Below are 26380 nucleotides of genomic sequence, written 5' to 3' on the forward strand. Positions count from 1 at the left end.
CTCTTCCGGCGCTCGGCGAGCTTGGTCGGAACGGACGGCATGCCAAGTGAAATCGCAGTCATCTGCTGTGCAACCCCAAGTTGTGGATCAGGATCCGGACCCGGAACGACGGGCTCCCAGGCTTCGAGCCTACGGCACGGCATCGGACGCCCATGCATCACCGTCCGTAGACCCACCCCATTGGGCGGCGGCCGGGGACCAACTGTTCCCGGCCGCCGCCAACTGCTGGTGGCTACGAGATTTTCACCGGGTTGACCACGTCCGCGATCAGCACCAAAAGGGTGAAGCAGACGAAGATTCCGGCCACCACGTACGCCACCGGCATCAGCTTCGCCACGTCGAAGGGGCCCGGGTCGGGGCGGCGCAGCACCCGGGCCAGGGAGCGGCGCAGCGACTCCCACAGGGCGCCCGCGATGTGCCCGCCGTCGAGCGGGAGCAGCGGCAGCATGTTGAACAGGAACAGCGACAGGTTGAAGCCCGCGACGAGCAGCAGCATCATCGCGATCTGCTGGGACGGCGGGATGTGCAGGGTGAAGACCTCGCCGCCCACCCGGGCCGCGCCGACCACGCCCATCGGGGAGTCCGGCTGGCGAGGGGCGTTGCCGAAGGTCGCGTCCCACAGGGCGGGGACCTTGCCCGGCAGGGAGACCAGCGACTCGACGCCGTTCTGCATCATGTCGCCCATCCGCTGCACGGACTGGCCCAAGGACTGCTGGACGATGCCGGTGGCGGGCGTGAAGCCGAGGAAGCCGGCGTACACGTACTTGCCCTCGACATAGCCGCCCTTGCCGTCCGTCTTGCTCACCTGGTTCTTGATCAGGTGGGCCTTCAGGTCGACCGGCTGACCCTTGCGCTCAACGGTGATCGTGACGTCCTTGCCGGGATTGGCGCGGATGTCGGACTGGAGGGTGGACCAGTCCTTCACCTGTGTGCCGTCGAACGCGAGGATCTTGTCGCCCGGCTTGAGACCGGCGGCCTGGGCGGGCGCGGCCGGGTCGCCCTTCGCGCACTTCGTGCGGTTCTCGCTCTGCTGGATGACGCAGTCGGAGACCTTGCCGACCGTGGTCGTCTGGGTCTGGACGCCGAAGGTCATCATCACGCCGACGAAGACCACCACGGCGAGGATCAGATTCATGAAGGGGCCCGCGAACATCACGATGACCCGCTTCCACGGCTTGCGCGTGTAGAAGAGGCGGTCCTCGTCACCGGGCTGCAGTTCCTCGAAGGACTGCGCCCGGGCGTCCTCGATCATGCCGCGCCACGGCGAGGTGGAGCGGGCCTCGATGCGGCCGTCCGGGCCCGGCGGGAACATGCCGATCATGCGGATGTAGCCGCCGAGGGGCACCGCCTTTATGCCGTACTCGGTCTCGCCCTTCTTCCGGGACCAGATGGTCGGCCCGAAGCCGACCATGTACTGCGGCACCCGGATGCCGAAGAGCTTGGCCGTGGACAGATGCCCCAGCTCGTGCCAGGCGATCGAGATCAGCAGGCCGAGCACGAAGACGACTATGCCGAGGATCATCATCAGAGTCGTCATGCACGAGCCTCCGCGGTCGCCGTCTGTGCCGTCAGTTCTCTTGCCCGGGCGCGCGCCCAGGTCTCCGCTTCGAGGACGTCCGCGACGGTCAGGGAAGTTCCCGTACGAGGGGTGCCGTGCTCCTCCACCACCCGTGTGACCGTATCCATGATCCCGTTGAACGGCAGGGCGCCGTTCAGGAACGCGTCGACGCACTCCTCGTTGGCGGCATTGAACACCGCCGGGGCCGTGCCCGCGAGCTCTCCCACGTGCCGGGCGAGCCCGACCGACGGGAACGCCTCGGTGTCGAGCGGGAAGAACTCCCAGGTCGACGCCGTGGTCCAGTCGAAGGCGGGCGCCGCGTCGGGTACCCGCTCGGGCCAGCCGAGTCCGATGGCGATCGGCCCCCGCATGTCGGGGGGCGTCGCCTGCGCCAGTGTCGATCCATCCGTGAACTCCACCATCGAGTGGACATACGACTGCGGATGGACGACGACCTCAATGCGATCGAAGGGAATGTCGTACAGCAGGTGGGCCTCGATCACTTCAAGCCCCTTGTTGACCAGGGTCGCGGAGTTGATCGTGATGACCGGGCCCATCGCCCAGGTGGGGTGGGCGAGCGCGTCCTCGGGGGTGACGTCCGCGAGCTGCGTCTTCGTCCGGCCCCGGAAGGGACCGCCGGAGGCGGTGACGACGAGCTTGCGCACATCGGCGCGGCTGCCGGAGGCGAGAGCCTGGAAGAGCGCGGCGTGTTCGGAGTCCACCGGAATGATCTGACCGGGCTTGGCCAGCGCCTTCACCAGCGGGCCGCCGACGATGAGCGACTCCTTGTTGGCGAGCGCGAGCGTACGGCCCGCCTCCAGGGCGGCGAGGGTGGGCGCGAGGCCGATGGAACCGGTGATGCCGTTCAGGACGGTGTGGCAGTCCGAGGCGGCAAGGCGGGTGGCCGCGTCGGGGCCGGCGATGATCTCGGGGAGCGGCTCTGCGGAGCCGTACTGCGCCGTCAGCGCCTCACGCAGGGCCGGTACGACGTCCTCGCGCGCTACGGCGACCGTGCGCACCCGCAGGCGGTGGGCCTGCTCGGCGAGCAGTCCGACCCGGCCGCCGTTGGCGGAGAGCCCGGTGACCTTGAACCGGTCGGGGTTGCGCAGCACGAGGTCGATGGCCTGGGTGCCGATCGAGCCGGTGGAGCCGAGGATCACGACATCCCGCGCTCCGTCGACGGGGTCGAAGACGAGATGGGGATCGGCAAGAGGGGCTGGACTGTCGCTCATCCCTCCATTGTTGCCGTACCGCACCACCGGGCGGACAGGGTGCCCCTCAGGAGTGACCCGTCGAAGAGATTCTCGACCGACCTCAAGGGGTCACTTTCCAGCCAAGATCTAATCCGAGGGGAAATTTCGCAGTTGGCGGGCGCGAAGAAAAAGGCCACGGTGACAATCGTGGCCGAAAAGCATCGGAATGAATGTCGAATGGCAGGGACCACACCCGCGGCGGGATGAAGCCGCACCGTGTCACAGCCCCGCGCCCCTTCCCGGGCGCGGGGCCGTCGACGTCAGCGGATCGGACGGTGGACGTTCTCCTTCTGCGCGGGTCCGGGCGTCGTGTCCGCGATCCACGGGCCGTCACCCGACGGGTCCACGACCCCTTCTTCCAGCCACTCGTAGGTGCCGGACAGGACGCCCTTGACCACCTTGCGGTCCAGGTCGTCGGTGTTCTGCCACAGACGGCCGAACAGCTCCTCGACGCGGATGCGGGACTGCCGGCAGAAGGCGTCGGCGAGCTGGTACGCCTCGCGCCCGTGGTCGCCGGTCCTGCGCAGGTGCTCGGCGCGTACGCAGGCCGCGCTCATCGCGAACAACTCGGCGCCGATGTCCACGATCCGGCCCAGGAAGCCCTGTTTGGTCTCCATGCGGCCCTGCCAGCGCGACATGCCGTAGAAGGTGGAGCGGGCGAGCTTGCGGGCGCTGCGCTCGACGTACCGCAGATGCGGGGAGAGGTCGATCCCTTGGTGGAACGCGCCGTAGGCGCCCGGGATCTGCCCCTGTCCGGCAACCAGCTTCGGCAGCCACTTGGCGTAGAAGACACCGGCGTTCGCACCCGCCTTCGCCTTGTCGGCCAGGGACTTGTCCGGGTCGATGAGGTCACCGGCCACGGACAGGTGGGCGTCCACCGCCTCGCGTGCGATCAGCAGACGCATGATCTCCGTGGAGCCCTCGAAGATGCGGTTGATGCGCAGATCGCGCAGCATCTGCTCGGCCGGTACCGCCCGCTCGCCGCGGGCCTTCAGGGACTCCGCCGTCTCGAAGCCGCGGCCGCCGCGGATCTGGACCAGCTCGTCGGCCATCAGCCAGGCCATCTCGGAGCCGTACAGCTTGGCTAGGGCGGCCTCGATGCGGATGTCGTTGCGATCCTCGTCGGCCATCTGCGACGACAGGTCGACGACGGCCTCCAGGGCGAAGGTCGTGGCCGCGATGAAGGAGATCTTCGAGCCGACCGCCTCGTGCAGCGCGACCGGCTTGCCCCACTGCTCACGGGCTCCCGACCACTCGCGGGCGATCTTCAGGCACCACTTGCCCGCGCCCACGCACATCGCGGGCAGGGACAGCCGGCCGGTGTTCAGCGTGGTCAGCGCGATCTTCAGGCCCGCGCCCTCGGAGCCGATGCGGTTGGCGGCGGGGACACGGACCCGGTGGAAGCGGGTGACGCCGTTCTCGAGGCCGCGCAGGCCCATGAAGGCGTTGCGGTTCTCGACGGTGATGCCCTCCGACGCCGCCTCGACGACGAACGCCGTGATGCCGCCCTTGTGGCCCTCGGACTTCGGGACGCGCGCCATGACGACGAGCAGGTCGGCGACGACGCCGTTGGTGGTCCACAGCTTGACGCCGTCGAGCACGTAGTCGTCCCCGTCCGGTACGGCCGTGGTGGCCAGACGAGCCGGGTCGGAACCCACGTCCGGCTCGGTGAGCAGGAACGCGGAGATGTCGGTGCGGGCGCAGCGCGGCAGGAACGTGTCCTTCTGCTCCTGGGTGCCAAAGATTTTGAGCGGCTGCGGTACGCCGATCGACTGATGCGCGGACAGCAGCGCGCCGATCGCGGGGCAGGCCGAGCCGGCCAGAGCGAGCGCCTTGTTGTAGTACACCTGGGTGAGGCCGAGGCCGCCGTACTTGGTGTCGATCTTCATGCCGAGAGCGCCGAGCTCCTTGAGCCCGTTGATCGTCTCGTCGGGGATCTGCGCCTCGCGCTCGATGCGGGCCGGGTCGATCTGCGTCTCGCAGAAGTCGCGCAGCTTGGCGAGGAACTCCTCGCCGCGCTGTACGTGCTCGTCCGCGGGGAGCGGGTGGGGGTGGATCAGGTCGAGCCGGAAGCGCCCCAGGAAGAGCTCCTTGGCGAAACTGGGCTTGCGCCAGTCCTGCTCGCGCGCGGCCTCCGCGACCTGACGGGCCTCACGCTCGGTGACGGTGGGCTTGGGAGTGGGAGCTGTTGGTGCGGACATGAGGCTCACCTCGCCGCGAATCGGGGTCCAATGGGACGTACTCCGATCAAGATGCCGTACGACGGCCAAGAGTGCTGTACGGCGATCCTGCGGGCGTACGTTACTGACCGGTGCTACTCGATCGTTGGTACCCCATTCGGGGCGATGTCACCAGTCCCCGCGCAGCCACCCGGGCCGGAAACACGCTCGGCCTGCGTCCGGGTGTGCCTCGATGTCGAGCCGGCCGGAGTACGACAACGGCCGGAGCCCCCGCACAGCGGGCTCCGGCCGTCGGTCCGAAGACGGGACCTGAAGGTGGGGTCAGAGCGCGAGGCCCGTCAGGACCAGGACGCGCTCGTAGGTGTAGTCGTCCATCGCGAACCGCACGCCCTCGCGCCCGACACCGGACTGCTTGGCACCGCCGTACGGCATCTGGTCGGCGCGGTAGGACGGCACGTCGCCGATGACGACGCCGCCCACCTCGAGGGCCCGGTGGGCACGGAAGGCGACCTGGACGTCGTGCGTGAACACGCCCGCCTGGAGGCCGTACTTGGAGTCGTTGACCGCGGCGAAGGCCTCGGCCTCGCCGTCCGCCTTCTGCACGGTGAGGACGGGCCCGAAGACCTCCTCGCAGGAGAGGGTCACATCGGCCGGCACCTCGGTCAGGACGGTCGGCGCGTACGAGGCGCCGTCCCGCTTGCCGCCGGTCAGCAGCTTCGCACCCGCGCCCACGGCCTCGTCGACCCAGGACTCGACGCGCCGCGCGGCGTCCTCGCTGACCAGCGGGCCGACGTCCGTGGCGTCGTCGGAGGGGTCACCCGTGACCTGGGCCTCGACGGCGGCGACGATGCGCGGCAGCAGCCGGTCGTAGACAGACGCGTCGGCGATCACGCGCTGCACGGAGATGCAGGACTGGCCGCCCTGGTAGTTGGAGAAGGTGGCGATGCGGTTCGCGGCCCAGTCCAGGTCCTCGTCGCTCGCGTAGTCGGCGAGGACGACGGCCGCGCCGTTGCCGCCGAGCTCCAGGGTGCAATGCTTGCGCGGCACCGAGTCCATGATCGCGTAACCGACCTTCTCGGACCCGGTGAAGGAGATGACCGGCAGACGCTCGTCCTGGACGAGGGCGGGCATACGGTCGTTGGAGACCGGCAGGATCGACCAGGAACCGGCGGGCAGGCCGGTCTCGGCCAGCAGGTCGCCGAGGATCAGGCCGGACAGCGGGGTCGCGGGCGCCGGCTTCAGGATGATCGGGACACCGGCGGCGATGGCCGGGGCGACCTTGTGGGCGCACAGGTTCAGCGGGAAGTTGAACGGCGCGATGCCGAGGACGACGCCCTTCGGGAAGCGACGGGTCAACGCCAGACGGCCCTGGCCGCCGAGGTCGGTGTCCAGGCGCTGGGCCTCGCCGCCGTTGAAGCGGCGGGCCTCCTCGGCCGCGAACCGGAACACGGACACGGCACGGCCGACCTCGCCGCGGGCCCACTTGACGGGCTTGCCGTTCTCGGCGGAGATGAGCTGGGCGATCTCCTCGGTGCGCTCCGCCAGCCGCTTCGAGACATGGTCGAGGGCCGCGGCGCGGACGTGGGCGGGGGCGGCGGCGAACTCGTCCCGCACGGCGTACGCGGCGGCCACCGCCTCCTCGACCTGGGCCTCGGTCGGGACACTGACCTTGCCGACGAGACGGCCGTCCCACGGGGAGGTGACGTCGAAGGTGGTCTCGCCGGTGGCCTGGCGGCCGGCGAGCCAGAAGGCGTGGGTGGAGGTCATGTCGGGTCCGGCCCTTCCGAGGTTGGGTGTTCCTGAAGTTCGGGGTCCACGGTAGGGCCGGGGCGGCGGAGGGTCGTTTGTCCGGCAAGGAGCACTGGGGTGCCGGGGTTCTACGGCTTGTACAGCCAGGGCCCGTCGGCCGTCACTCCCCCGCCGCGGCCGTGGCCTTGAGCGCCAGCCACAGTTCCATCCGAACGTCCGGATCGTCGAGCGAACGCCCCAGGATCTCCTCGACGCGGCGCATCCGGTACCGCAGCGTATGGCGGTGGACGCCCAGGTCCGCCGCAGCGGCGTCCCACTGCCCGTGGTGCGACAGCCAGGCCCGCAGCGAGGCGACCAGATCACCCCGCCCCGTGGCGTCGTGCTCACGCAGGGCACGCAGCAGTCCGTCCGCGAAGGCACGCACCGCGTCGTCCGCGAGCAACGGAAGAACCGACCCGGCCGCCAGCTCCTCGTGCTCGACCAGGGAGCGCCCGCGTCGCCTGGCCACCGACAGGGCCTGTTCGGCCTGCTTGTACGCGGCGGCCGCGGCGATCGGCCCGGCCGGCGCCGAAAGACCCACCACCAGCTCGTCCTCGTCGACTCCCGACTGCTCCCTCGCCGCGGCCCGCGCCGCCTGCACGGCCAGCGCGTACTCCTGGCACGCCGCGACGGCCGCGCCCCCGTCCGCAGCCAGCACCACGAGCCGCTCCCCGTCGGGCACGACGAGTACGGCCTCACCGGAGCGCAGGGCGGCGGACTCCACGGTCTCGGCGAGCCCGCCCAGCGGGTCGCCGTTCGTGTCGGCCACCGCGAGCGCCGCCGCCGTCTGGGGCGTGGGCGCCACGCGCGCGTGCCCGTCGGCGTGCGCCCGGGCCGCCGACGCGGACGCCGACTCGGCGAGGATCAGCCGGAAGGGCGCGTCGAGAAGCTCGCCGTACAGGTCACCGGCCACCGCCCGCGCATGGTCCGGCTCTCCGGCGAGCAGCATGCGCAGTACGGCCGCCCCGATGCGCTGCTCGGCGGCGTTCAGGGACCGGGACCGCTCGGTGATGAGGGTCAGCAGGGCGATGGCGGAGTGGACGGCGTACCGCTCGGCGGTGCCCAGCGCCGCCGCCGTGCCCACGGCGAGCGCGGCGCGCGGGCGCCGCCCGGTGCCGAGGGTGTGCAGCTCGACCCGGTCCTCGCCGCTCGGCCCGCCGACCACGGAGCTGGCCGGCGCCGGCCGCTCCCGAAGCCGCTCCACATCAGCGGTGAGGCGCCCGGCACGCCGCCCCGCCCACTCCGGCGCGGCCGCGACGACGGCGCCCGAGGCGTCGTAGAGCGCCGCCCAGCCGTCGACCTGCCCGGCGAGCGCGGCGAGCAGCCCCTCGGGGCCCTCGCTCAGGGCCTGCCGGGTCAGCTCGCGCTGCGCGGCGAACCCGGCGGTCACGGCCCGGTACTGGTCGGCGGCGATGGCGGCGGAGACAGCCTTGCTGATGGCGAGGAAGGGCGTGCGCCGCGGCACCTCGAGAAGCGGGAGCCCCTCCTCCCGCGCCGCGTCCACGAGCGCCTTCGGTATGTCGTCGTAGCTCACCCCGACGGCGAACCCGAGTCCGACCACGCCCGCGCCCACCAGCCGCTTCACATAGCGGCGCATCGCCTGCGGATCCTCGGCGTCCAGCTTCAGCGCGGTGATCAGCAGCAGTTCGCCGCCCTCCATGTAGGGCACGGGGTCGGCGAGTTCGCTGACGTGGGCCCAGCGGACGGGCACGTCCAGGCGGTCCTCGCCCGCGCGCACGGTCAGCTTGAGCGCGGAGTGGTGGACGAGCGAGGCGAGCGTCGGGGGCATGAGGCCTTCAGGTCTGCACGGACGGGTTCTGCACGGAATCCATGACGGTCACGGGCCGTGTGTGATCTTTGTGATCCTTTGGCCGCCGCGTATGAACGACCTATGTCGATTCTGCCTCACCGTACGGTCGCGTCGTGCCCCGATGCCGGACATCCTGCGCGGCGGACTTCAGCCACGCAGGTCCACGAGGAGCGGGGGCGCGTGCTCGCCCTTCACGTTCGTCAGCGAGAGCACCGCGTGCCCCGGCGGCACGGCGTGCGCCAGCTCGGACGCGGACCACCGCTCGCGCTCGACCTGGCGCACGGTCACGGCGCGCGCGGTCGGCGCATGCCCGGTGATCACTCGGCGCAGCATGTGCAGGGCCTTGCCCGCCGGGGTCTCCGCAATGATCTGCCGGTCGGTGACGTCCCGGGTCTCGGTCCACTCCTTGCCCCACACCTCGGCGAAGTCCTGCCCGTCCCAGGGGGTGAGCCCGGACAGCGCCATCCGGCAGCCGGTGGCGCCCAGGAGGGGGCCCCGCAGGGGCCGGGGCACGTCGTCGAGGGTGCGCAGGGTCAGGACCGCTCCGGCGTTCGCGGACCGCAGCCGCTGGATGCCCCGGACGGTCTCGGGGGTCACCACGCCCGTCGCGTCGTCGAGCACGAGGCACGCGAACAGCGACCGGTCCTCGCGCGCCGCGACGCCGGCCGTGAACTGCGCGAGCACCAGCCGCGCGAGGATCCGCGAGGCGTCGGCGTGGCCGCGTTCGGGCAGATCGATCCGGACCCGCACCGGGTGGTCGAGGGCGCGCAGCGAGAAGGGCCGGGACTGCCCGGAGGTGTCGAAGAACTGGGCGAAGGCGGGCCGGTCGAGCAGCGCCACCCGGTCGGCGAGGACGCCGCCCACGTCGCCGGGGTGCCCGGACTGCCGCTCGCGGGCGTCGAGTTCGCGCAGCAGCGAGTCCTGGCCGGTGTCCTGGAGGGCCTTGCGCAGTGCGGCGAGCGGGCCTGGAGCGGCGTCGAGGAGCCGGCGCAGCTCCGGCACGGTCGGGAAGCGGCCGTGGACGGCTCGGTACGGCCCGAGGAGCTGGGCGAGCACGGTGGTGGAGCGGCGGCTGTCCGCACCGGGCTGCGGGTCGGCGAGGTCGCCCACCAGCGCCTCGGCGAGCACGGCTGCCGCCTCGTCCGGGTCGGTGGTCCCGCCGTACAGGTCGAGGTCGTACACCGATTCGGGATGGCCGATGCGTACGACGACGTCGTAGGCGTCCGCCGGACCGAGCCCGGCGCCGGCCGCGCCGACGACGACGACGGCGGCCCGCCCGGCGAGCGCGTGCAGGCACAGCGACTCGGCGAGCGGCCACACCACCGAGCTGGTCTTGCCGCTGCCGGAGGGCCCGATGGCGACCAGGGAGGTCCCCAGCAGTTCGGGGCCGAGGGCGAGCCCGCTGCCGCGGTAGGCGTAGGGGTTGCGGGGGTCGTCGACGGTGGTGCCGAGCCGTACCTGCCCGCTGATCAGGTCGTGCCGGGCGAGCCGGGCGGGCAGGTCGCGCTCCCCCGAGGGGTGCAGACAGGCGGCGGCACCGTCCTTGAGGACCGCGCCGGTGAAGGTGGCAAGGGTGTGCCGACCGGTGAGCACGCCCTGCCAGGCGCGGGCGATGCGGGCGTGGTCGACGTCGCGCATGAGCCCGGCGCCCGCCTCCGCGGCAAGCCGGTCGGCGGCGTCATGGGCGCCGGCGGCGCGGAGCTGGTTCCACTGGGCGGGGTCCTCCTCGGGCGCGGGCGGGGCCTGCCGAGGCGCGCGTCGCTTCAGGTGCGGTGCGACGAAACGGCGCCACACCTCGCCCCAGCGTCCCAGCCGTCCGGCCGCAAGCATGATCCCCAGCACGATGAGCAGGTCGTATCCGTCCCAGAGGATCAGATTGAAGATCTCGCCGTGGTTGCCGCTCTGGCGCCAGGAGTCGGGTGTGAGCAGGAACAGCGGCAGGATCCACCAGCTGCCGAGGTAGCCGTTCGACAGCAGCGACCAGACCAGCCAGCCGACCAGAAAGGCGATCAGCGCGCCGCTCAGCAACTGCCTGCCCGGGATCTGCTCGGGCTCCTGCTCGGGCCGCGGCCGGTACCCGAAACGCCACACGCCGGGCGCCGCCGGTGGCCGTGGCGCGCGCACCCAGGCCAGGAACGCGGAACCGTCCGGCACCGCAGGCACCCCGGGTGCCTCGGTGGGCATCGGCGGCACCGCGAAGTGTTCCGGCGACCCCGCCGGACGCGGCACGGGACCGGCCCATGTGCCCCGTGCGTCCTGCGTCCCGTCGCTGTTCATCTCCCTGCCCCCTGACCAGCCGCTCCGTGCACCATCAGCGAGTCAATCTAACGCCCCCGCAAAGGGAGTTCACCGCATACGCGGCCGGGCCCGCGGTGACGCGTCCGGCAGCGCTATGTCCACCACGGACAAGCGGGAGCCTCCAAGGCGCCCACATGGAGCATGCCCACCCTCCGCGACCCGATCTAGCCTGCGAGAAAAGAAGGCAAGCGTCCGAAAAACACCCCCGCCGGAACCTCCGGTCCACCGCACCGCCGATGCGCCGGTCCTCCGGTTCGGTTCGCACGATCACCAGGGAGCCCCCCATGAGCGCACTTCCGCAGGAGCGCCGCGTCGTCACCGCCATCCCCGGCCCGAAGTCGCAGGAGCTGCAGGCCCGCCGTACCGCCGTGGTCGCGCAGGGCGTGGGCTCCGTGCTGCCGGTCTTCACCACGCGCGCGGGCGGCGGGATCATCGAGGACGTCGACGGCAACCGCCTGATCGACTTCGGCTCCGGCATCGCCGTCACGTCCGTCGGCGCCTCCGCCGAGGCCGTCGTACGCCGCGCCTCGGCGCAGCTGCAGGACTTCACCCACACCTGTTTCATGGTCACGCCGTACGAGGGCTACGTGGCCGTCGCCGAGGCGCTGGCCGAGCTCACGCCGGGTGACCACGCCAAGAAGTCCGCCCTGTTCAACTCGGGCGCCGAGGCCGTCGAGAACGCCGTCAAGATCGCCCGCGCCTACACCAAGCGCCAGGCGGTCGTCGTCTTCGACCACGGCTACCACGGCCGGACGAACCTGACGATGGCCCTGACCGCCAAGAACATGCCGTACAAGCACGGCTTCGGCCCGTTCGCGCCCGAGGTCTACCGTGTGCCGGTGGCCTACGCCTACCGCTGGCCGACCGGCCCGGAGAACGCGGGTCCGGAGGCCGCCGCGCAGGCCATCGACCAGATCACCAAGCAGGTCGGTCCGGACAACGTGGCCGCGATCATCATCGAGCCGGTGCTCGGCGAGGGCGGCTTCATCGAGCCGGCCAAGGGCTTCCTGCCCGCGATCCGCCGGTTCGCCGCGGACAACGGCATCGTCTTCGTCGCCGACGAGATCCAGTCCGGCTTCTGCCGCACCGGCCAGTGGTTCGCGTGCGAGGACGAGGGCATCGTCCCGGACCTGATCACGACCGCCAAGGGCATCGCCGGCGGTCTGCCGCTCGCCGCGGTCACCGGTCGCGCCGAGATCATGGACGCCGCACACGCGGGCGGCCTGGGCGGCACCTACGGCGGCAACCCGGTCGCCTGCGCGGGCGCGCTCGGCGCGATCGAGACGATGAAGGAGCTCGACCTCAACGCCCGGGCGAAGGAGATCGAGGAGACGATGAAGGCCCGCCTCACGGCGATGGCCGAGAAGTTCGACATCATCGGCGACCTCCGCGGCCGCGGCGCGATGATCGCGATCGAGCTGGTCAAGGACCGCGCGACCAAGGAGCCGAACCCGGAGGCGACCGCCGCTCTGGCCAAGGCCTGCCACCAGGAGGGCCTGCTGGTCCTGACCTGTGGCACCTACGGCAACGTACTGCGCTTCCTGCCCCCGCTCGTCATCGGCCAGGACCTGCTGAACGAGGGCCTCGACATCATCGAGCAGGCGTTCGCGCGAATCTGAGCCATCGGGGAAATCGATCGCCGGAGCACAGCAAAACCGCAGCTGAGCCACAGGATCCGTATCCCATCGGCCCCACCGGCCTCAGCCCTTTCGTCCACCGTGGCTCCGGGGCCGGGGCAACGGGGGTCAGAGGGTGTGAAGAAGGTGTGCGAGGTGGATGGCGGGACGCGAATCCGGCTGTCGGAGCGGTTTTCCCTGCCGTAGGTTCTTTCCCAGATGAGAGATACACCCCGCCCACAGGGAACTGTGGGTGACACCGGGACGAGGCCTCCCCAGCTTCAGCCTGGTCGTGCCCTCGCGCACACGCCCGGAGCCTCCAGCTTCGGATCTCCTCACGATCGGACGGCCGCACGCCCCAAACCCCCCGGGGCGGGCGGCACACCGATCCGACCGGCCGTCTCGGAACCACCCCCCCTGTTCCCTGGCGGCCGGTCTGTGTTTTCCGGGTGTGGGAGCTCCGTCCTGGAGCCCATACCCTCCACCCGAGTCGTATGCCGGGCGGGGACCCATCGGCACGGCCCGCAGGTCACCCTGCCAAGCTGTCACCCGTGTCGACTCCGCCGGATCCGGCCCTCACGCACGCGCCCGCCGCGCCGGGCGGAAAGCGGCCCCTGCCGCGGTGGCCGGTCCAGGTGCCGGCCGTCGCGGGCGTCCTGTTCCTCCTGATCACCTGGCAGGTCGCCGTCCACGGACCGCTGGCGCGTGCGGACGAGCGGCTCGGCCGGGCCCTGGTTCACCCCGACCGGGCCTCCGGGCTCCTCGCCGACCTGGGGAACCTCGTCGTCGCCGTACCGGTCCTGGTCCTCACCCTGGTCACGGCCGCCTGGCGGGCGCGGCGCGCCGGTGCGGACCGGTGGTGGCTGCCGTCCGCCGCGGCGGCGGCGGTGATGGCGGGCCTGCCGGCGCTGATCGTGCCGCTCAAGGATGTGATGGCCCGCCCGGGCCCACCGGTGATGGGCCCGGCCACGGGCTTCTATCCCTCGGGGCACACCGCCACGGCCGCGATCGCCTACGGTGCGGCGGCCCTGGTCCTGTGGCCCTGGCTGCGTGCCCGGTACGCACGACGCGGACTCCTGCTCGTCTGCCCGGTCCTGAACCTCGGCGTCGCCTTCGGCCTGGTCCGCCACGGCTACCACTGGCCCCTGGACGTGCTGGCAAGCTGGTGTCTGTGCGCGGTGCTGCTCTCCTCCCTGTGGCTCCTGCTCAGCCGAAGCAGCCGTCGAACGTCGGCTGGAACTCCCGGCCTCCGTTCCGGTCCCGGTTGACGGACCACGTCATCGGGCCGCGCAGAGCCGGTCGGGTGCCACGGGTGGGGCGACGTCGCTGTCGGCCGGGGTCGCCTGCAGCGACGAACGTCCGCCGTGCACCGGCGAGTTGACGATGGTGGCTGCCGAGCAGGTCCAGCCGCCGCGGTCGGCTCGAAACCGCCGTCGCGGACGAGGTCCGTCGACCGCGCGGGCGGCCGACCCAGCGGGACCGCCGTCGGGCCGTCCACCTGTTCGGGTCAGCTGTCGAAGCCCAGGCCCAGCCTGTCCATCGTCCTCAGCCAGAGGTTGCGCCGTCCGCCGTGCGCGTCGGCCCGGGCCAGCGACCACTTGGTGAGCGCGATGCCCGTCCAGGCGAAGGGCTCCGGCGGGAACGGCAGCGGCTTCTTGCGGACCATCTCCAGTTCGGTCCGCTCCGTGCGTTCCCCCGCCAGCAGGTCCAGCATCACCTCCGCGCCGAAGCGGGTGGCGCCGACGCCCAGCCCCGTGTATCCGGCCGCGTACGCCACCTTGCCCTGGTGCGCCGTCCCGAAGAACGCCGAGAAGCGTGAGCAGGTGTCGATCGCGCCGCCCCACGCATGGGTGAAGCGCACGCCCTCCAGCTGCGGGAAGCAGGCGAAGAAGTGCCCGGCGAGCTTGGCGTACGTCTCCGGGCGGTCGTCGTACTCGGCGCGCACCCGGCCGCCGTACTGGTAGACGGCGTCGTAACCGCCCCACAGGATGCGGTTGTCGGCCGAGAGCCGGAAGTAGTGGAACTGGTTCGCCGAGTCCCCGAGGCCCTGACGGTTCTTCCACCCGATCGACGCCAGCCGGTCGGCGCTGAGCGGCTCGGTCATCAGCGCGTAGTCGTAGACCGGGACGGTGTACGAGCGCACGCGCCGCAGCAGGTTGGGGAAGACGTTCGTGCCGAGGGCGACCCGGCGGGCGCGGACCTGGCCGTAGGGGGTGCGTACGGCCAGGCCGGCGCCGTACGGCTTCAGGGTGAGCGCGGGCGTGTGCTCGTAGATCCGGACGCCGAGCCGGATACAGGCGCGTTTGAGGCCCCAGGCGAGCTTGGCCGGGTGCAGCATGGCCACGCCCCGGCGGTCGTGGAGTCCGGCCAGGAAGGTCGGCGAGTCGACCTCTTCCCGTACCGCTTCCGTGTCCAGGAACTCGGTGCCGTCGGCGAGGCCCCGCTGTTCCATCTCCGTGTACCAGTCGCGCAGTTCCCCTGCCTGGTACGTCTCGGTCGCGACGTCGATCTCGCCGGTGCGCTCGAAGTCGCAGTCCAGGGAGTGACGGGCGACCGCCTTCTCGATCTCGTCGAGGTTGCGGGCGCCCAGCTCCTGGAGCTTGTGGATCTCGTGGGGCCAACGGGTGAGGCCGTTGGCCAGGCCGTGGGTGAGGGATGCGGCGCAGAAGCCGCCGTTGCGGCCCGAGGCGGCCCAGCCCGCCTCGCGGCCCTCCACCAGCACCACATCCCGCCCGGGATCGCGCTCCTTGGCGATGAGCGCGGTCCACAGTCCGCTGTAGCCGCCGCCGACGACCAGCAGGTCGCAGGTCTCGGTGCCGGTCAGGGCGGGCTCGGGGTGTGGCTTGCCGGGGTCTTCCAGCCAGTACGGAACCGGCTGGGCTTCGGAAAGAGACTTGGTCCAACGGGTCATGGCGCTTGGGGCCATGATTTCAACTCCCTACCAGTGGATTACACCGTGCGGCTTACGCCTTTTGCCGATTTCGGCGATTGCCGAGGGCCATGGAGGCCAGGACGAACAGTACGGCGACGATGAACATCGTCGTGCCGATGACATTGATTTGAACGGGCGTACCGCGCTGCGCCGAGCCCCAGACGAACATCGGGAAGGTGACGGTCGAGCCCGCGTTGAAATTGGTGATGATGAAATCGTCGAAGGAGAGCGCGAAGGCGAGCAGCGCGCCCGCGGCGATTCCCGGTGCCGCGATGGGCAGGGTGACCCTGACGAAGGTCTGGAACGGGCCGGCGTACAGGTCCTGCGCGGCCTGCTCCAGCCTCGGGTCCATCGACATGACACGTGCCTTGACGGCGGTCACGACGAAGCTGAGGCAGAACATGATGTGGGCGATCAGGATCGTCCAGAAGCCCAGCTGGGCGCCCATGTTGAGGAACAGGGTGAGCAGCGAGGCGGCCATGACGACCTCGGGCATCGCCATGGGCAGGAAGATCAGCGAGTTCACCGCGCCCCGCGCCCGGAAGCGATAGCGCACCAGCGCGAAGGCGATCATCGTGCCGAGGACGGTGGCCCCGATCGTCGCCCAGATGGCGATCTGGAGGCTGATGGAGAGCGAGCCGCACATGTCGGCGACACCGCACGGCTGCTTCCAGGCGTCCAGGGAGAACTGCTGCCATTCGTAATTGAAGCGCCCCTTCGGTTTGTTGAAGGAGAACACCGTGACGATCACGTTCGGCAGCAGGAGATATCCAAGCGTCAGCAGTCCCGCGATGACGACGAGATTGCGCTTGAGCCAGTTGACGAAGGCCATCAGACCAGATCCTCCGTGCCGGACTTGCGAATGTAGAGGGTGACCATGGCGAGGATCGCGGCCATCAGGATGAAGGAGAGCGCCGCGGCCGTCGGATAGTCGAGGATTCTCAGGAACTGCGTCTGGATGACGTTTCCGACCATACGGGTGTCCGTGGAGCCGAGCAGATCGGCGTTGACGTAGTCACCGGCGGCCGGGATGAAGGTCAGCAGCGTGCCGGAGACCACGCCCGGCATCGACAGCGGGAAGGTGACCTTCCGGAACGTCGTCCAGGGCCTGGCGTACAGATCGCCCGCCGCCTCGTGGAGCCGTGGGTCGATGCGCTCCAGCGAGGTGTACAGCGGCAGGATCATGAACGGCAGGAAGTTGTACGTCAGTCCGCACACCACCGCGAGCGGTGTGGCCAGTACCCGGTCGCCGGAGGTCCAGCCGAGCCAGTTGGTGACGTCCAGGACGTGCAGCGTGCCCAGGGCACCGACGACCGGGCCGTTGTCCGCGAGGATCGTCTTCCAGGCGAGCGTACGGATCAGGAAGCTGGTGAAGAACGGCGCGATCACCAGGATCATGATCAGGTTCCGCCAGCGGCCAGCCCGGAACGCGATCAGATACGCGAGCGGATAGCCGAGGACCAGGCACAGCAGCGTCGCGGCGGCCGCGTAGAGGACCGACCGCACGAACTGCGGCCAGTACTGGGCCAGGGCGTCCCAGTAGGTCGCGAAGTGCCAGGTGACCTTGTAGCCCTGCTCCAGGGAGCCCGTCTGCACGGACGTGGAGGCCTGGTAGATCATCGGCAGCGCGAAGAAGACGACCAGCCAGAGGATGCCGGGCAGCAGCAGCCAGTACGGCGTCAGGCGGCCCCGCTTGCGCGGGGGCTTCTTCTTCGGGGTGGCGGGCGCGAGGGGCGGCGCCTCGGTGACAGCGGCCATCAGGCGGCGACCCCCTCGTCCGCCTCCACGGTCTCCACGCCGGCGTCGATGTCCTGCGCCGCGTCCAGGCCGAAGGTGTGCGCCGGGTTCCAGTGCAGGACCACCTCGGCGCCGGGAGTCAGCCGGGCGTCCCGGTCGATGTTCTGGGCGTAGACCTCGAACTCGGGGCAGACCGGGCTGTCGATGACGTACTGGGTGGAGACGCCGATGAAGCTGGAGTCGGCGATCCGGCCGGTGATGCGGTTGCGGCCCTCGGGGACCTCGCCCGCGTCGTCGGCGTGCGTGAGGGATACCTTCTCCGGGCGTACGCCGACCAGCACCTTGCCGCCCGCCGTGGCCGGCGCGGAGCATCGCGCACCGGGCAGGGTGAGCTTCGCACCGGCCGCCTTGAGGATGATCTCGTCGCCGTTCCTGGAGTCGACCTCGGCCTCGATCAGGTTCGAGGTGCCGAGGAAGTTGGCGACGAACGTCGTCTGCGGGTTCTCGTACAGGTCCGTGGGCGCGCCGAGCTGCTCGACGCGGCCCGCGTTCATCACGGCGACCGTGTCGGCCATCGTCATGGCCTCCTCCTGGTCGTGCGTGACATGGATGAAGGTGATGCCGACCTCGGTCTGGATCCGCTTGAGCTCCAGCTGCATCTGGCGGCGCAGCTTGAGGTCGAGGGCGCCGAGCGGCTCGTCGAGGAGGAGCACCTTGGGGTGGTTGATCAGCGCGCGGGCCACGGCGACGCGCTGCTGCTGGCCGCCGGAGAGCTGGTGCGGCTTCTTGCGCGCCTGCTCGCCGAGCTGCACCAGCTCCAGCATGTCCTCGACCTGCTTCTTCACCGACTTGATGCCGCGTCGGCGCAGCCCGAAGGCCACGTTCTCGAAGATGTCGAGGTGCGGGAAGAGGGCGTAGGACTGGAAGACCGTGTTCACCGGCCGCTTGTACGGCGGCAGGTGCGTCACGTCCTGGTCGCCGAGATGGACACTGCCGGAAGAAGGTTCCTCCAGACCGGCGATCATCCGCAGGGTGGTGGTCTTGCCGCAGCCGGAGGCACCGAGCAGGGCGAAGAAGGAGCCCTGTGGCACGGTCAGGTCGAGCGGGTGCACGGCGGTGAAGGAGCCGTAGGTCTTGCTGATCCCGGAGAGGCGGACGTCGCCGCTGTTGTCTGTCGTCATCTTCGTCACGCCCCTGTGAGCTTCGCGAACTTCTCTTCGAAGGCCGTCTCCTCCTGCTGCGTCAGCGAGCGGAAGGCGTGGGACTTCGCGGCCATGGCTTTGGTGGGAACGATCAGCGGGTTGTCCGCCGCCGACTTGTCGATCTTCGCCAGCTCTTCCTGCCCTCCGGTGACGGGACAGACGTAGTTGACGTAGTCGGAGAGCTCGGCGGCGGGCTTCGGCTCGTAGTAGAAGTCGATGAGCCGCTCCGCGTTGGTCTTGTGGCGCGCCTTGTTGGGGATCAGCATGTTGTCGGTGGACGTCATGTAGCCGGCGTCCGGGATGACGTAGTCGACGTCGGGGTTGTCCGCCTTGAGCTGAACGATGTCGCCTCCCCAGGCGACACAGGCGGCCAGGTCCCCCTTGGAGAGGTCGGACGTGTAGTCGTTGCCGGTGAAGCGGCGTATCTGCCCCTTGTCGACGGCCTTCTGGAGGCGGGCGATCACCGCGTCGAAGTCGTCGGAGGTGAACTTGCCCGGGTCCTTGCCCATGTCGAGCAGTGTCATCCCGATGGTGTCGCGCATCTCGGACAGGAAGCCCACCCGCCCCTTGAGCCTGGGGTTGTCGAGCAGGTCGGAGACCGACTTCACCTGAATGCCGTCAAGTGCCTTCTTGTTGTAGGCGATGACGGTCGAGACGCCCTGCCACGGGTACGAATAGGCCCGCCCCGGGTCCCAGTCCGGGCTGCGGAACTGGTCCGACAGTTCGGCGAAGGCGTGCGGCAGGTTCGACGGATCCAGCTTCTGCGCCCACCCCAGGCGGATCACCCGCGCGGCCAGCCAGTCGGTGAGGACGATGATGTCCCGGCCGGTGTCCTGGCCCGCCGCGAGCTGCGGCTTGATCTTGCCGAAGAACTCGTTGTTGTCGTTGATGTCCTCGGTGTACTTGACCTGGATACCGGTCCGCCTGGCGAACTCGTCCAGCGTCGGATGGCGCTTGCCGCTGCCGTCGACGTCGATGTACTCGGGCCAGTTGGAGAAGTTCACGACCTTCTCCTGTGCCGAGTGGTCCTGGCTGGACGTGCCGCCCTGGGTCTTGCCCGCCGGGGGGATCCCGCAGGCGCTCAGCGCCCCGAGTCCGCCCATCGCTAGCGTGCCGCCCGCGGAGGCGCGCAGCAGCGACCGGCGGCTCAGGGAAGCCCTGCCGTTGCTGAAGCTGCGCCGCATGGCGGCCACTTGGGCCGGGGTCAGGCGGTCGGGCTCGTTCTGCTCCATGCGCGTGGTGCCCTTTCGGGAGGGGTGGGCCGTGGTGGACGGCCGGACGTGGCTATCGGTCCCCGAAGATCGTGCGGTGCCAGTCCTTGCGGGCCACCGCCGTGTTGTCGAACATTACGTGCTTGATCTGCGTGTACTCCTCGAACGAATACACGGACATGTCCTTGCCGAAGCCGGACGCCCGGTAGCCGCCGTGAGGCATCTCGCTGATGATCGGGATGTGGTCGTTGACCCACACACAGCCCGCCTTGATCTCGCGGGTCGCGCGGTTCGCCCGGTAGACGTCGCGGCTCCAGGCGGAGGCGGCGAGGCCGTAGGGGGTGTCGTTGGCGAGCCGGATCCCCTCGTCGTCGCTGTCGAAGGGCAGGACGACGAGCACGGGCCCGAAGATCTCGGACTGCACGATCTCGCTGTCCTGGGGTGCGTCGGCGATGAGGGTGGGCCGAAAGTACGCACCGTCCTTGAGCTCTCCCTCGGGGGCCTCGCCGCCGGTGACCACGCGCGCGTAGGCACGCGCACGGTCGACGAAGCCGGCCACGCGGTCGCGCTGGACGTGCGAGATCAGCGGGCCGAGATCGGTGCCGGGCGCGAAGGGGTCCCCGAGCCGGACGCTCTCCATGAGGGCGGCGGTCCGCGCGAGGAACTCCTCGTAGAGGGGGCGCTGTACGTACGCGCGCGTGGCGGCCGTGCAGTCCTGCCCGGTGTTGATGAGCGCGCCCGCGACCGCGCCGTGGGCGGCGGCCTCCGGATCGGCGTCGTCGAAGACGAGGAAGGGGGCCTTGCCGCCGAGTTCCAGGTGGAGCCGCTTGACGGTCGCGGTGGCGACCTCGGCGACGCGCTTGCCGACGGCGGTGGAGCCGGTGAAGGAGGTCATGACCACGTCAGGATGGCCGATGAGATGCTCGCCCGCCTCCTTGCCGGTTCCGGTGACGATGTTGATCACGCCGTCCGGGATGCCCGCCTCGGTGGCGGCCCGGGCGAACAGCAACGAGGTCATAGGGGTGAGTTCGGCGGGCTTGAGGACGACGGTGTTGCCCGCGGCGATCGCCGGGAGGATCTTCCAGGCGGCCATCTGGAGGGGGTAGTTCCAGGGCGCGACGGAGCCGACGACGCCGATGGGTTCGCGGCGGACGTAGGAGGTGTGGTCGCCGGAGTACTCGCCCGCGGACTGCCCCTGCAGGTGCCGGGCGGCACCGGCGAAGAAGGCGGTGTTGTCGATCGTGCCGGGCACGTCGAACTCCCGCGTCAGCTTGAGGGGTTTGCCGCACTGCAACGACTCGACCCGGGCGAAGTCCTCGGCCCGGCCGGCGAGGACGGCGGCGAAGCGGTGCAGTGCGTCGGAGCGTTCGCCCGGGGTGGCGGCGGACCAGCCGGGGAAAGCGGCACGGGCGGCGGCCACGGCGCGGTCCACGTCCCGGGCACCGGCCAGCTCGTAGGTGTACGCCTCGGCGCCCGTCGAGGGGTCGACCACCGCGTGCGTACGGCCCGACGTGCCCTGGGCCGCTTCTCCCCCTATGTACTGCGCGCCGCCGGCGAAGCGTTCCCGTACGGCGTCCTGCGTCCGGATGCGGGTGCCGACGTCGTCGGCTTTGCCCGGATTGTGCATGTCGCTCTCCTCCGCCGCCGGCCCGCGTCCACAGCGGGGGCTGGCGTAGCTCCAGCTCGAATTGAGTGCCGATCCTGACAGAGACAGTGGACTCCAACAAGTGATTCCGTTGTTGCCTTTTGGTTACGCGACGGAATCTGTCGACCAGGTGTCGACTCCCCGGGACAAAGGAAGGACGGAGTGTCAGTGGTGCGTGCCAGACTCGCGTGCCATGGGGAAGATCGATTCTTGGGACGACCTGATCAGGCAGGCCAAGGCGGGGGCCGGGATCAAGTACCTGCACTTCTGGGGCCATCGTCCGCGCCAGGACGGGCAGATCGGGGCGGGCTGTCTGAGCCAGTGGTGGCCGTCGCCGTTCACCGTGGAGGGCGTGGAGTACGCGACGGCCGAGCACTGGATGATGGCGTCGAAGGCGCGGCTCTTCGACGACGCGGAGGCGGAGCGCAGCGCCCTCCAGGCGGCGAGCCCGGCACTCGCCAAGAAGGCCGGGCGGCTGGTGCGGGGCTTCGACGAGGCCACCTGGGAGCGGGAGCGGTTCGCGATCGTGGTCGAGGGCAGCGTCCACAAGTTCGCCGCGCACGCCGACCTGCGCGCCTTCCTGCTCGCCACGGGGGACCGTGTGCTGGTCGAGGCGAGCCCTGTGGACCGGGTGTGGGGCATCGGACTCGCCGCGGACGACGAGTGGGCGGCGGATCCCGAGCGGTGGCGGGGGCCCAATCTGCTGGGGTTCGCGCTGATGGAGGCGCGAGAGCGCTTGGGCGCGCGGCTGTGAGGAGCGCGCGCCCCGCGGGCTCGACCCCGGTGTCAGCCCGCGCGCCCCGCGGGCTGGACCCAGGTGTCAGCCGTGGAACAGCACGGGTGCCGGGACACTGCGCGCGTTGCCCACATAGGGCGATTCGGGCGGCGTCGAGTGCTCATGGTTGATCGCGGTCGTGATCCCGATGACCAGCAGGGCGATCACCGCGATCCCGAGGACGATCCCGATGATGCCGAGGACGAGCCCGGCCTGGGCCTGCCCGCGGTTGTCGGCCTCACCCTGGTCGGCCCGCTTGCGGCCCTTGACCGCGAAGACCACCGCGAGGATGCCCAGGACCAGGGAGAAGATGCCGTACAGACAGAAGAGGCAGACCGAGAGGATGCCCAGCACCATGGCGGCGACACCGAGCCCGTTGCGCGGAGGCAGCGGCATACCGGGCCAGCCGTAACCGGGGTAGCCCGGGGGCACGGGGTAGCCGTAGCCGCCCGGTGCGGCGTACGGGGCCGCCCCGGGGTCCAGCGGCGCGACGGGGGGCGGCGGCACGGGGAAGCCCTGGCCGCCGGGTCCCGGCGGACCGGCCGTCGGTGCGCCCGCGTACCCGGGGCCGCCGCCCGCCGGGCCGAATCCGGGCGGGGCGAAGCCGCCCTGCGCCGGCATCGTGCCCCCCACCGTGAGCTGGTCGTGGAACGACGCCGGTGGACCGTCCGCCGGGGGCTCACCGGCCCACGGCTTGTCCATCGGCACCTTCTGCTCCGGCGGCGCCCACGGATTGTCCGCACCCGCCGCGGCGTCCTGTCTGCGATGCGCTTCCTCGGTCACGACCAGCCCCCCTTGTTGCCTCGACCCGCAATGCTACGGCCGATCCCCCACCGGGCCCGGGCCGCCCCACCCCCGTCCACATCGGACGACCGATATCCCCACCGCCCCGCACCCGTGCGGGGCCGTATGCCTAGGATCGTCCCGAGTCACCGATCAGCCGATCACCCGCGTCCCGCCCGAGCACCGCGCCGGGACGCCGTTCCCGGGGAGGAACCCTTGACCGACCACCGCGAGACCCGTGCCGTGCGCGATCTGCACGCCTTCATCGCCGGACTGCCCAAGGCCGAACTGCATGTGCACCACGTCGGCTCCGCCTCCCCCCGAATCGTCTCGGAACTGGCCGCACGTCACCCCGACTCCAAGGTGCCCACCGACCCCGAGGCCCTGGTCGACTACTTCACGTTCACGGACTTCGCGCACTTCGTGGAGGTGTACCTGTCCGTCGTCGACCTCATCCGGACGCCCGAGGACGTACGGCTGCTGACCTACGAGATCGCCCGCGACATGGCCCGGCAGCAGGTCCGTTACGCCGAGCTGACCATCACCCCCTTCTCGTCCACCCGACGCGGGATCGACGAGCGCGCGTTCATGGACGCGATCGAGGACGCCCGGAAGGCGGCGGAGGCCGAGTTCGGGACCGTCCTGCGCTGGTGCTTCGACATCCCCGGCGAGGCGGGCCTGGAATCCGCCGAGGAGACGGCACGGCTCGCCACCGATGACCGGCTGCGCCCCGAGGGGCTCGTCTCGTTCGGGCTGGGCGGGCCTGAGATCGGCGTACCCCGACCGCAGTTCAAGCCGTACTTCGACCGGGCGATCGCCGCCGGTCTGCGGTCCGTGCCGCACGCGGGCGAGACGACCGGGCCCGAGACGGTCTGGGACGCCCTGAACGTACTGCGCGCCGAGCGCATCGGACACGGGACCACTTCCGCTCGGGACCCGAAGCTGCTCGCGCACCTCGCCGAGCACCGCATCCCCCTGGAGGTCTGCCCGACCTCGAACATCGCGACGCGCGCGGTGCGCGCGCTCGAGGAGCACCCCGTCAGGGAGTTCGTGCGGGCCGGCGTCCTCGTCACGATCAACTCGGACGACCCGCCGATGTTCGGCACCGACCTCAACAACGAGTACGCGGTCGCCGCACGGCTGCTGGAACTCGACGAGCGAGGGCTCGCGGACCTCGCCAAGAACGCGGTCGAGGCGTCCTTCCTCGACGACGCCGGCAAGACGGAGCTGACGGCCGAGATCGACACCTACACCTCGGCATGGCTCGCGTCCTGACCGGCCACCACAATGGGCCCATGCGCACCGTGACTGCCGTGGCCCATCGCGGCGACCCCTACCGCCACCGCGAGAACACGATCGACTCACTGCGTTCCGCGCTCGAACTGGGCGCGGACGCGGTCGAGATCGACGTACGGCTCACCCGGGACGGCGTTCCCGTACTGCTGCACGACGGGACGCTGAAGCGGCTGTGGGAGCAGGACCGGCCGCTCGCCTCGCTCTCCGCGGCCGAGGTACGGGGGCTGACGGCGGGCGGGGTGCCGACGCTCGCGGAGGCGCTGGCGGCGACCGACGGCACCCGGGTGATGGTCGACCTGCCGGGCGGTCCCTCGGCCCGGGCCGTGCGCCGGATCGTGGACGTCGTGCGGGAGTGCGGGGCCGAGGAGCGGGTGTACTACTGCGCGGGGGCACAGACCATGCTGGCGGTCCGGGCGGCAGCCCCCGCGGCGGAGATCGCCCTGACCTGGACGACCCTCGCCCCGCCACGGCCCGCGCTGCTCGACGCGGTACGCCCGCGCTGGCTCAACTACCGCTTCGGGCTGGTCGACGGGGATCTCGCGGCCCGGGTGCACCGGGGCGGTCATCTGCTGTCGGTGTGGACCCCCGACACGCGCCGCTCCATGCGGCGCCTCCTCGTCCTGGGAGTGGACTCGATCACCACGAACCGCATCGAGGCGCTACGGGCGATGCGGGGGCACTGAGACGGACGGGGCCGTCCGGCCGGACGGTGACACGGGCGGACCCGGTCACCGGCCCTGCTGCGGCCGTTCGATGCGCTCCACCAGTTCGGCGGCCATCCTTTTGATGGTCTCGAGTCCTTGGTGACCCCAGGGGTGCGGATCCTGGTCCACCACACAGATAGTCCCCAGCACCATGCCCGTGTGGTCGATCAGCGGGGCTCCCAGGTAGGAGTGGATACCGATGGCGTCAACGACGTGATTTCCGGCGAAGCGCGGGAAGTCGCGGACATCGTCCAGCACCAGGGCCTTGCGCCGCCTGACCACGTGCGGGCAGAAGCCGATGTCGAGGTCACGAGGCATCACCCGGCCCGGCACGGGGTCCTCGAGCAGCGGGGACTCCAGTTCCACGGTCGTGTCCGAGGCCGCGCTGTACAGGCCCGCGAAGTACTGCCGGTTCTCGTCGACGAAGAAGTTGACCCCCGCGTAGCAACCGCCGGTGCGCTGCGCCAGTTCCCGTGCGAAGTCGTCGAACTCCGGTACCGGCTGGGCCTCGATCCCCAGTTCCCGGAGCCGGCGCGCCCGGGCCTGTGCCTCAGGGTCCTGGGGAGGGAGAAGCAGATGACGCACGGCGATCCCCGGCTCTCCCCCGAAGGGAGTCTTGGACACCATCGCTGCCATGGGAACTCCTTGAAGTGATCAGATGCTGCACGAGTGAAAGTAGAACCCGAATGCCCGAGTTGGACAGGCGTGCGTCACAGAGGACCACCGGCACCTGGGGTTTGAGGTCCAGCGCCGCCCGCACCTCCTCCGGCTCGTAGTGGTGCGCCCCGTCGAACTCGTTGACCGCGACGACGAAGTTGATGCCGCGTGCTTCGAAGAAGTCGACCGCCGCGAAACTGTGATCCAGCCGGCGGGTGTCGGCGAGTACGACGGCACCCAGTGCGCCGGCCGACAGTTCGTCCCACATGAACCAGAACCGTTCCTGGCCCGGTGTGCCGAACAGATAGAGCACATGATGGGGACTGATGGTGATCCGGCCGAAGTCCATGGCCACCGTGGTGGTGATCTTGTTCTCCACCCCGTCCAGCCGGTCCGTGGCAGCACTGACCTCGGTCAGCACCTCTTCCGTGCTCAGCGGCTCGATCTCGCTGACCGCTCCCACAAAGGTGGTCTTGCCCACCCCGAAACCGCCGGCGACCAGAACCTTGATCCCCATCGGAAGGGAGTCGGCGCCGGGTGCCTCAGAGTCGCTTGAGGAGCCCATCCCGCAAAGCCTCCAATAGATCCAGATCGGGGGCAGGACTTGACCCCTTGTTTGCCGGGTCGAAGGGCCGTGTGACGACCGCTCCTCGCTCGACCAGGTCGGACAGCAACACCTTGATCACCGTGGCGGGCATCCGTGTGAGCCCGGCGATCTCGGCCACCGTGACCGGCCTCCGGCACAGCTCCAGCACATGGGTGTGATCCAGCCCGAGGTTGCTCCGGGGTGTGGCGCCGGTGGCCACGACCATGGTCATCAGGTCGAAGTGGCATGTGGGTCTGGTGCGCCCTTCGCTAACGGTGTACGGCCGGACCATCCGTCCGACGGCGTCGTCGAGCAGCGGCCTGTCCGGATCACCCGGGTCGTCCGGCAT

General features: G+C 70.4%; 20 protein-coding genes and 2 pseudogenes. 6 read left to right on the forward strand and 16 right to left on the reverse strand.

Annotated features, from left to right (window positions below):
* Positions 1-232: 232 nt before the first annotated feature.
* From AAW14_RS17840 to AAW14_RS17865, 6 genes are all read right to left on the reverse strand, one after another.
* Positions 233-1537: a M50 family metallopeptidase gene (locus AAW14_RS17840; protein ID WP_265564854.1), complete on the reverse strand. Its 1305-nt coding sequence runs from the start codon at positions 1535-1537 to the stop codon at positions 233-235.
* Entirely contained in the window at positions 1534-2790 is a 1257-nt protein-coding gene (gene dxr, locus AAW14_RS17845) for a 1-deoxy-D-xylulose-5-phosphate reductoisomerase (protein WP_265564855.1), read from the reverse strand. The genes AAW14_RS17840 and dxr overlap by 4 nt, the downstream gene beginning before the upstream one ends.
* A 281-nt stretch (positions 2791-3071) precedes the next feature.
* Entirely contained in the window at positions 3072-5012 is a 1941-nt protein-coding gene (locus tag AAW14_RS17850) for an acyl-CoA dehydrogenase family protein (protein WP_265564856.1), read from the reverse strand.
* Positions 5013-5312: 300 nt separating this feature from the next.
* Positions 5313-6758: an aldehyde dehydrogenase family protein gene (locus AAW14_RS17855; protein ID WP_265564857.1), complete on the reverse strand. Its 1446-nt coding sequence runs from the start codon at positions 6756-6758 to the stop codon at positions 5313-5315.
* A 142-nt stretch (positions 6759-6900) separates the two neighbouring features.
* Positions 6901-8568, reverse strand: a complete 1668-nt coding sequence (locus AAW14_RS17860) for a PucR family transcriptional regulator (RefSeq protein WP_265564858.1) — start codon at positions 8566-8568, stop codon at positions 6901-6903.
* A gap of 168 nt (positions 8569-8736) precedes the next feature.
* On the reverse strand, positions 8737-10866 hold the full coding sequence (locus tag AAW14_RS17865; protein WP_265564859.1) for an ATP-binding protein: 2130 nt from the start codon (positions 10864-10866) through the stop codon (positions 8737-8739).
* Positions 10867-11171: 305 nt separating this feature from the next.
* On the opposite strand from AAW14_RS17865, the gene gabT reads away from it, so the two are divergent.
* The 3 genes and pseudogenes from gabT (at position 11172) to AAW14_RS17880 (ending at position 13771) form a co-directional block, all read left to right on the forward strand.
* Complete coding sequence (gene gabT, locus AAW14_RS17870) at positions 11172-12506, forward strand: 4-aminobutyrate--2-oxoglutarate transaminase (protein ID WP_265564860.1); 1335 nt, start codon at positions 11172-11174, stop codon at positions 12504-12506.
* Between the two features lie 216 nt (positions 12507-12722).
* Positions 12723-12946 (forward strand): annotated as a pseudogene (locus AAW14_RS17875) (phosphoesterase); the annotation flags it as partial.
* A gap of 108 nt (positions 12947-13054) precedes the next feature.
* On the forward strand, positions 13055-13771 hold the full coding sequence (locus AAW14_RS17880; RefSeq protein ID WP_416223329.1) for a phosphatase PAP2 family protein: 717 nt from the start codon (positions 13055-13057) through the stop codon (positions 13769-13771).
* A 239-nt stretch (positions 13772-14010) separates the two neighbouring features.
* On the opposite strand, the gene AAW14_RS17885 is transcribed toward AAW14_RS17880, so the two are convergent.
* From AAW14_RS17885 to AAW14_RS17910, 6 genes are read right to left on the reverse strand one after another with little or no spacing between them, the layout of a single operon-like run.
* The gene (locus AAW14_RS17885; protein WP_265564861.1) at positions 14011-15429 is read right to left on the reverse strand and encodes an NAD(P)/FAD-dependent oxidoreductase; all 1419 of its coding nucleotides are present in this window, start codon (positions 15427-15429) and stop codon (positions 14011-14013) included.
* 37 nt (positions 15430-15466) lie between these two features.
* On the reverse strand, positions 15467-16267 hold the full coding sequence (locus AAW14_RS17890) for an ABC transporter permease (protein ID WP_265564862.1): 801 nt from the start codon (positions 16265-16267) through the stop codon (positions 15467-15469).
* A complete protein-coding gene (locus AAW14_RS17895; RefSeq protein WP_265564863.1) occupies positions 16267-17193 on the reverse strand; it encodes an ABC transporter permease in 927 nt (308 codons plus the stop codon). The genes AAW14_RS17890 and AAW14_RS17895 overlap by 1 nt, the downstream gene beginning before the upstream one ends.
* Entirely contained in the window at positions 17193-18353 is a 1161-nt protein-coding gene (locus AAW14_RS17900) for an ABC transporter ATP-binding protein (protein ID WP_265564864.1), read from the reverse strand. The genes AAW14_RS17895 and AAW14_RS17900 overlap by 1 nt, the downstream gene beginning before the upstream one ends.
* Before the next feature lie 5 nt (positions 18354-18358).
* Positions 18359-19606 carry an ABC transporter substrate-binding protein gene (locus AAW14_RS17905; RefSeq protein ID WP_265564865.1) on the reverse strand — a complete coding sequence of 416 codons (1248 nt, stop codon included), beginning with the start codon at positions 19604-19606 and terminating at the stop codon, positions 18359-18361.
* Positions 19607-19658: 52 nt separating this feature from the next.
* Positions 19659-21212, reverse strand: a complete 1554-nt coding sequence (locus tag AAW14_RS17910; protein ID WP_265564866.1) for a gamma-aminobutyraldehyde dehydrogenase — start codon at positions 21210-21212, stop codon at positions 19659-19661.
* A gap of 211 nt (positions 21213-21423) precedes the next feature.
* Here AAW14_RS17910 and AAW14_RS17915 point away from each other — a divergent pair, with 211 nt between their 5' ends.
* The gene (locus AAW14_RS17915; RefSeq protein ID WP_265564867.1) at positions 21424-21984 is read left to right on the forward strand and encodes an NADAR family protein; all 561 of its coding nucleotides are present in this window, start codon (positions 21424-21426) and stop codon (positions 21982-21984) included.
* Between the two features lie 66 nt (positions 21985-22050).
* Here AAW14_RS17915 and AAW14_RS17920 read toward each other — a convergent pair whose 3' ends face one another.
* Positions 22051-22788, reverse strand: coding sequence for a DUF4190 domain-containing protein (locus AAW14_RS17920; RefSeq protein WP_416223327.1), 738 nt, complete (start codon positions 22786-22788; stop codon positions 22051-22053).
* Between the two features lie 94 nt (positions 22789-22882).
* Here AAW14_RS17920 and AAW14_RS17925 point away from each other — a divergent pair.
* Positions 22883-24063, forward strand: a pseudogene (locus AAW14_RS17925) (adenosine deaminase).
* A gap of 20 nt (positions 24064-24083) precedes the next feature.
* Positions 24084-24767, forward strand: a complete 684-nt coding sequence (locus AAW14_RS17930) for a glycerophosphodiester phosphodiesterase (protein WP_265564869.1) — start codon at positions 24084-24086, stop codon at positions 24765-24767.
* Positions 24768-24812: 45 nt separating this feature from the next.
* Here AAW14_RS17930 and AAW14_RS17935 read toward each other — a convergent pair whose 3' ends face one another.
* From AAW14_RS17935 to AAW14_RS17945, 3 genes are read right to left on the reverse strand one after another with little or no spacing between them, the layout of a single operon-like run.
* Positions 24813-25415: a GAF domain-containing protein gene (locus tag AAW14_RS17935; RefSeq protein WP_265564972.1), complete on the reverse strand. Its 603-nt coding sequence runs from the start codon at positions 25413-25415 to the stop codon at positions 24813-24815.
* Complete coding sequence (locus AAW14_RS17940) at positions 25339-26010, reverse strand: GTP-binding protein (protein WP_265564870.1); 672 nt, start codon at positions 26008-26010, stop codon at positions 25339-25341. Before AAW14_RS17940 ends, AAW14_RS17935 begins: the two co-directional genes overlap by 77 nt.
* The gene (locus AAW14_RS17945; RefSeq protein WP_265564871.1) at positions 25988-26380 is read right to left on the reverse strand and encodes a DUF742 domain-containing protein; all 393 of its coding nucleotides are present in this window, start codon (positions 26378-26380) and stop codon (positions 25988-25990) included. Before AAW14_RS17945 ends, AAW14_RS17940 begins: the two co-directional genes overlap by 23 nt.

It is taken from the genome of Streptomyces hygroscopicus (assembly GCF_026168105.1).
GTDB lineage: Bacteria > Actinomycetota > Actinomycetes > Streptomycetales > Streptomycetaceae > Streptomyces > Streptomyces hygroscopicus_D.

What these genes read in the sequence shown, in the direction of transcription:
- AAW14_RS17840 (WP_265564854.1), bottom strand. Translation starts at nt 1,537, where the DNA reads ATGACGACTCTGATGATGATCCTCGGCATAGTCGTCTTCGTGCTCGGC.
- dxr (WP_265564855.1), bottom strand. Translation starts at nt 2,790, where the DNA reads ATGAGCGACAGTCCAGCCCCTCTTGCCGATCCCCATCTCGTCTTCGAC.
- AAW14_RS17850 (WP_265564856.1), bottom strand. Translation starts at nt 5,012, where the DNA reads ATGTCCGCACCAACAGCTCCCACTCCCAAGCCCACCGTCACCGAGCGT.
- AAW14_RS17855 (WP_265564857.1), bottom strand. Translation starts at nt 6,758, where the DNA reads ATGACCTCCACCCACGCCTTCTGGCTCGCCGGCCGCCAGGCCACCGGC.
- AAW14_RS17860 (WP_265564858.1), bottom strand. Translation starts at nt 8,568, where the DNA reads ATGCCCCCGACGCTCGCCTCGCTCGTCCACCACTCCGCGCTCAAGCTG.
- AAW14_RS17865 (WP_265564859.1), bottom strand. Translation starts at nt 10,866, where the DNA reads ATGAACAGCGACGGGACGCAGGACGCACGGGGCACATGGGCCGGTCCC.
- gabT (WP_265564860.1), top strand. Translation starts at nt 11,172, where the DNA reads ATGAGCGCACTTCCGCAGGAGCGCCGCGTCGTCACCGCCATCCCCGGC.
- AAW14_RS17885 (WP_265564861.1), bottom strand. Translation starts at nt 15,429, where the DNA reads ATGGCCCCAAGCGCCATGACCCGTTGGACCAAGTCTCTTTCCGAAGCC.
- AAW14_RS17890 (WP_265564862.1), bottom strand. Translation starts at nt 16,267, where the DNA reads ATGGCCTTCGTCAACTGGCTCAAGCGCAATCTCGTCGTCATCGCGGGA.
- AAW14_RS17895 (WP_265564863.1), bottom strand. Translation starts at nt 17,193, where the DNA reads ATGGCCGCTGTCACCGAGGCGCCGCCCCTCGCGCCCGCCACCCCGAAG.
- AAW14_RS17900 (WP_265564864.1), bottom strand. Translation starts at nt 18,353, where the DNA reads ATGACGACAGACAACAGCGGCGACGTCCGCCTCTCCGGGATCAGCAAG.
- AAW14_RS17905 (WP_265564865.1), bottom strand. Translation starts at nt 19,606, where the DNA reads ATGGAGCAGAACGAGCCCGACCGCCTGACCCCGGCCCAAGTGGCCGCC.
- AAW14_RS17910 (WP_265564866.1), bottom strand. Translation starts at nt 21,212, where the DNA reads ATGCACAATCCGGGCAAAGCCGACGACGTCGGCACCCGCATCCGGACG.
- AAW14_RS17915 (WP_265564867.1), top strand. Translation starts at nt 21,424, where the DNA reads ATGGGGAAGATCGATTCTTGGGACGACCTGATCAGGCAGGCCAAGGCG.
- AAW14_RS17930 (WP_265564869.1), top strand. Translation starts at nt 24,084, where the DNA reads ATGCGCACCGTGACTGCCGTGGCCCATCGCGGCGACCCCTACCGCCAC.
- AAW14_RS17935 (WP_265564972.1), bottom strand. Translation starts at nt 25,415, where the DNA reads ATGGTGTCCAAGACTCCCTTCGGGGGAGAGCCGGGGATCGCCGTGCGT.
- AAW14_RS17940 (WP_265564870.1), bottom strand. Translation starts at nt 26,010, where the DNA reads ATGGGCTCCTCAAGCGACTCTGAGGCACCCGGCGCCGACTCCCTTCCG.
- AAW14_RS17945 (WP_265564871.1), bottom strand. Translation starts at nt 26,380, where the DNA reads ATGCCGGACGACCCGGGTGATCCGGACAGGCCGCTGCTCGACGACGCC.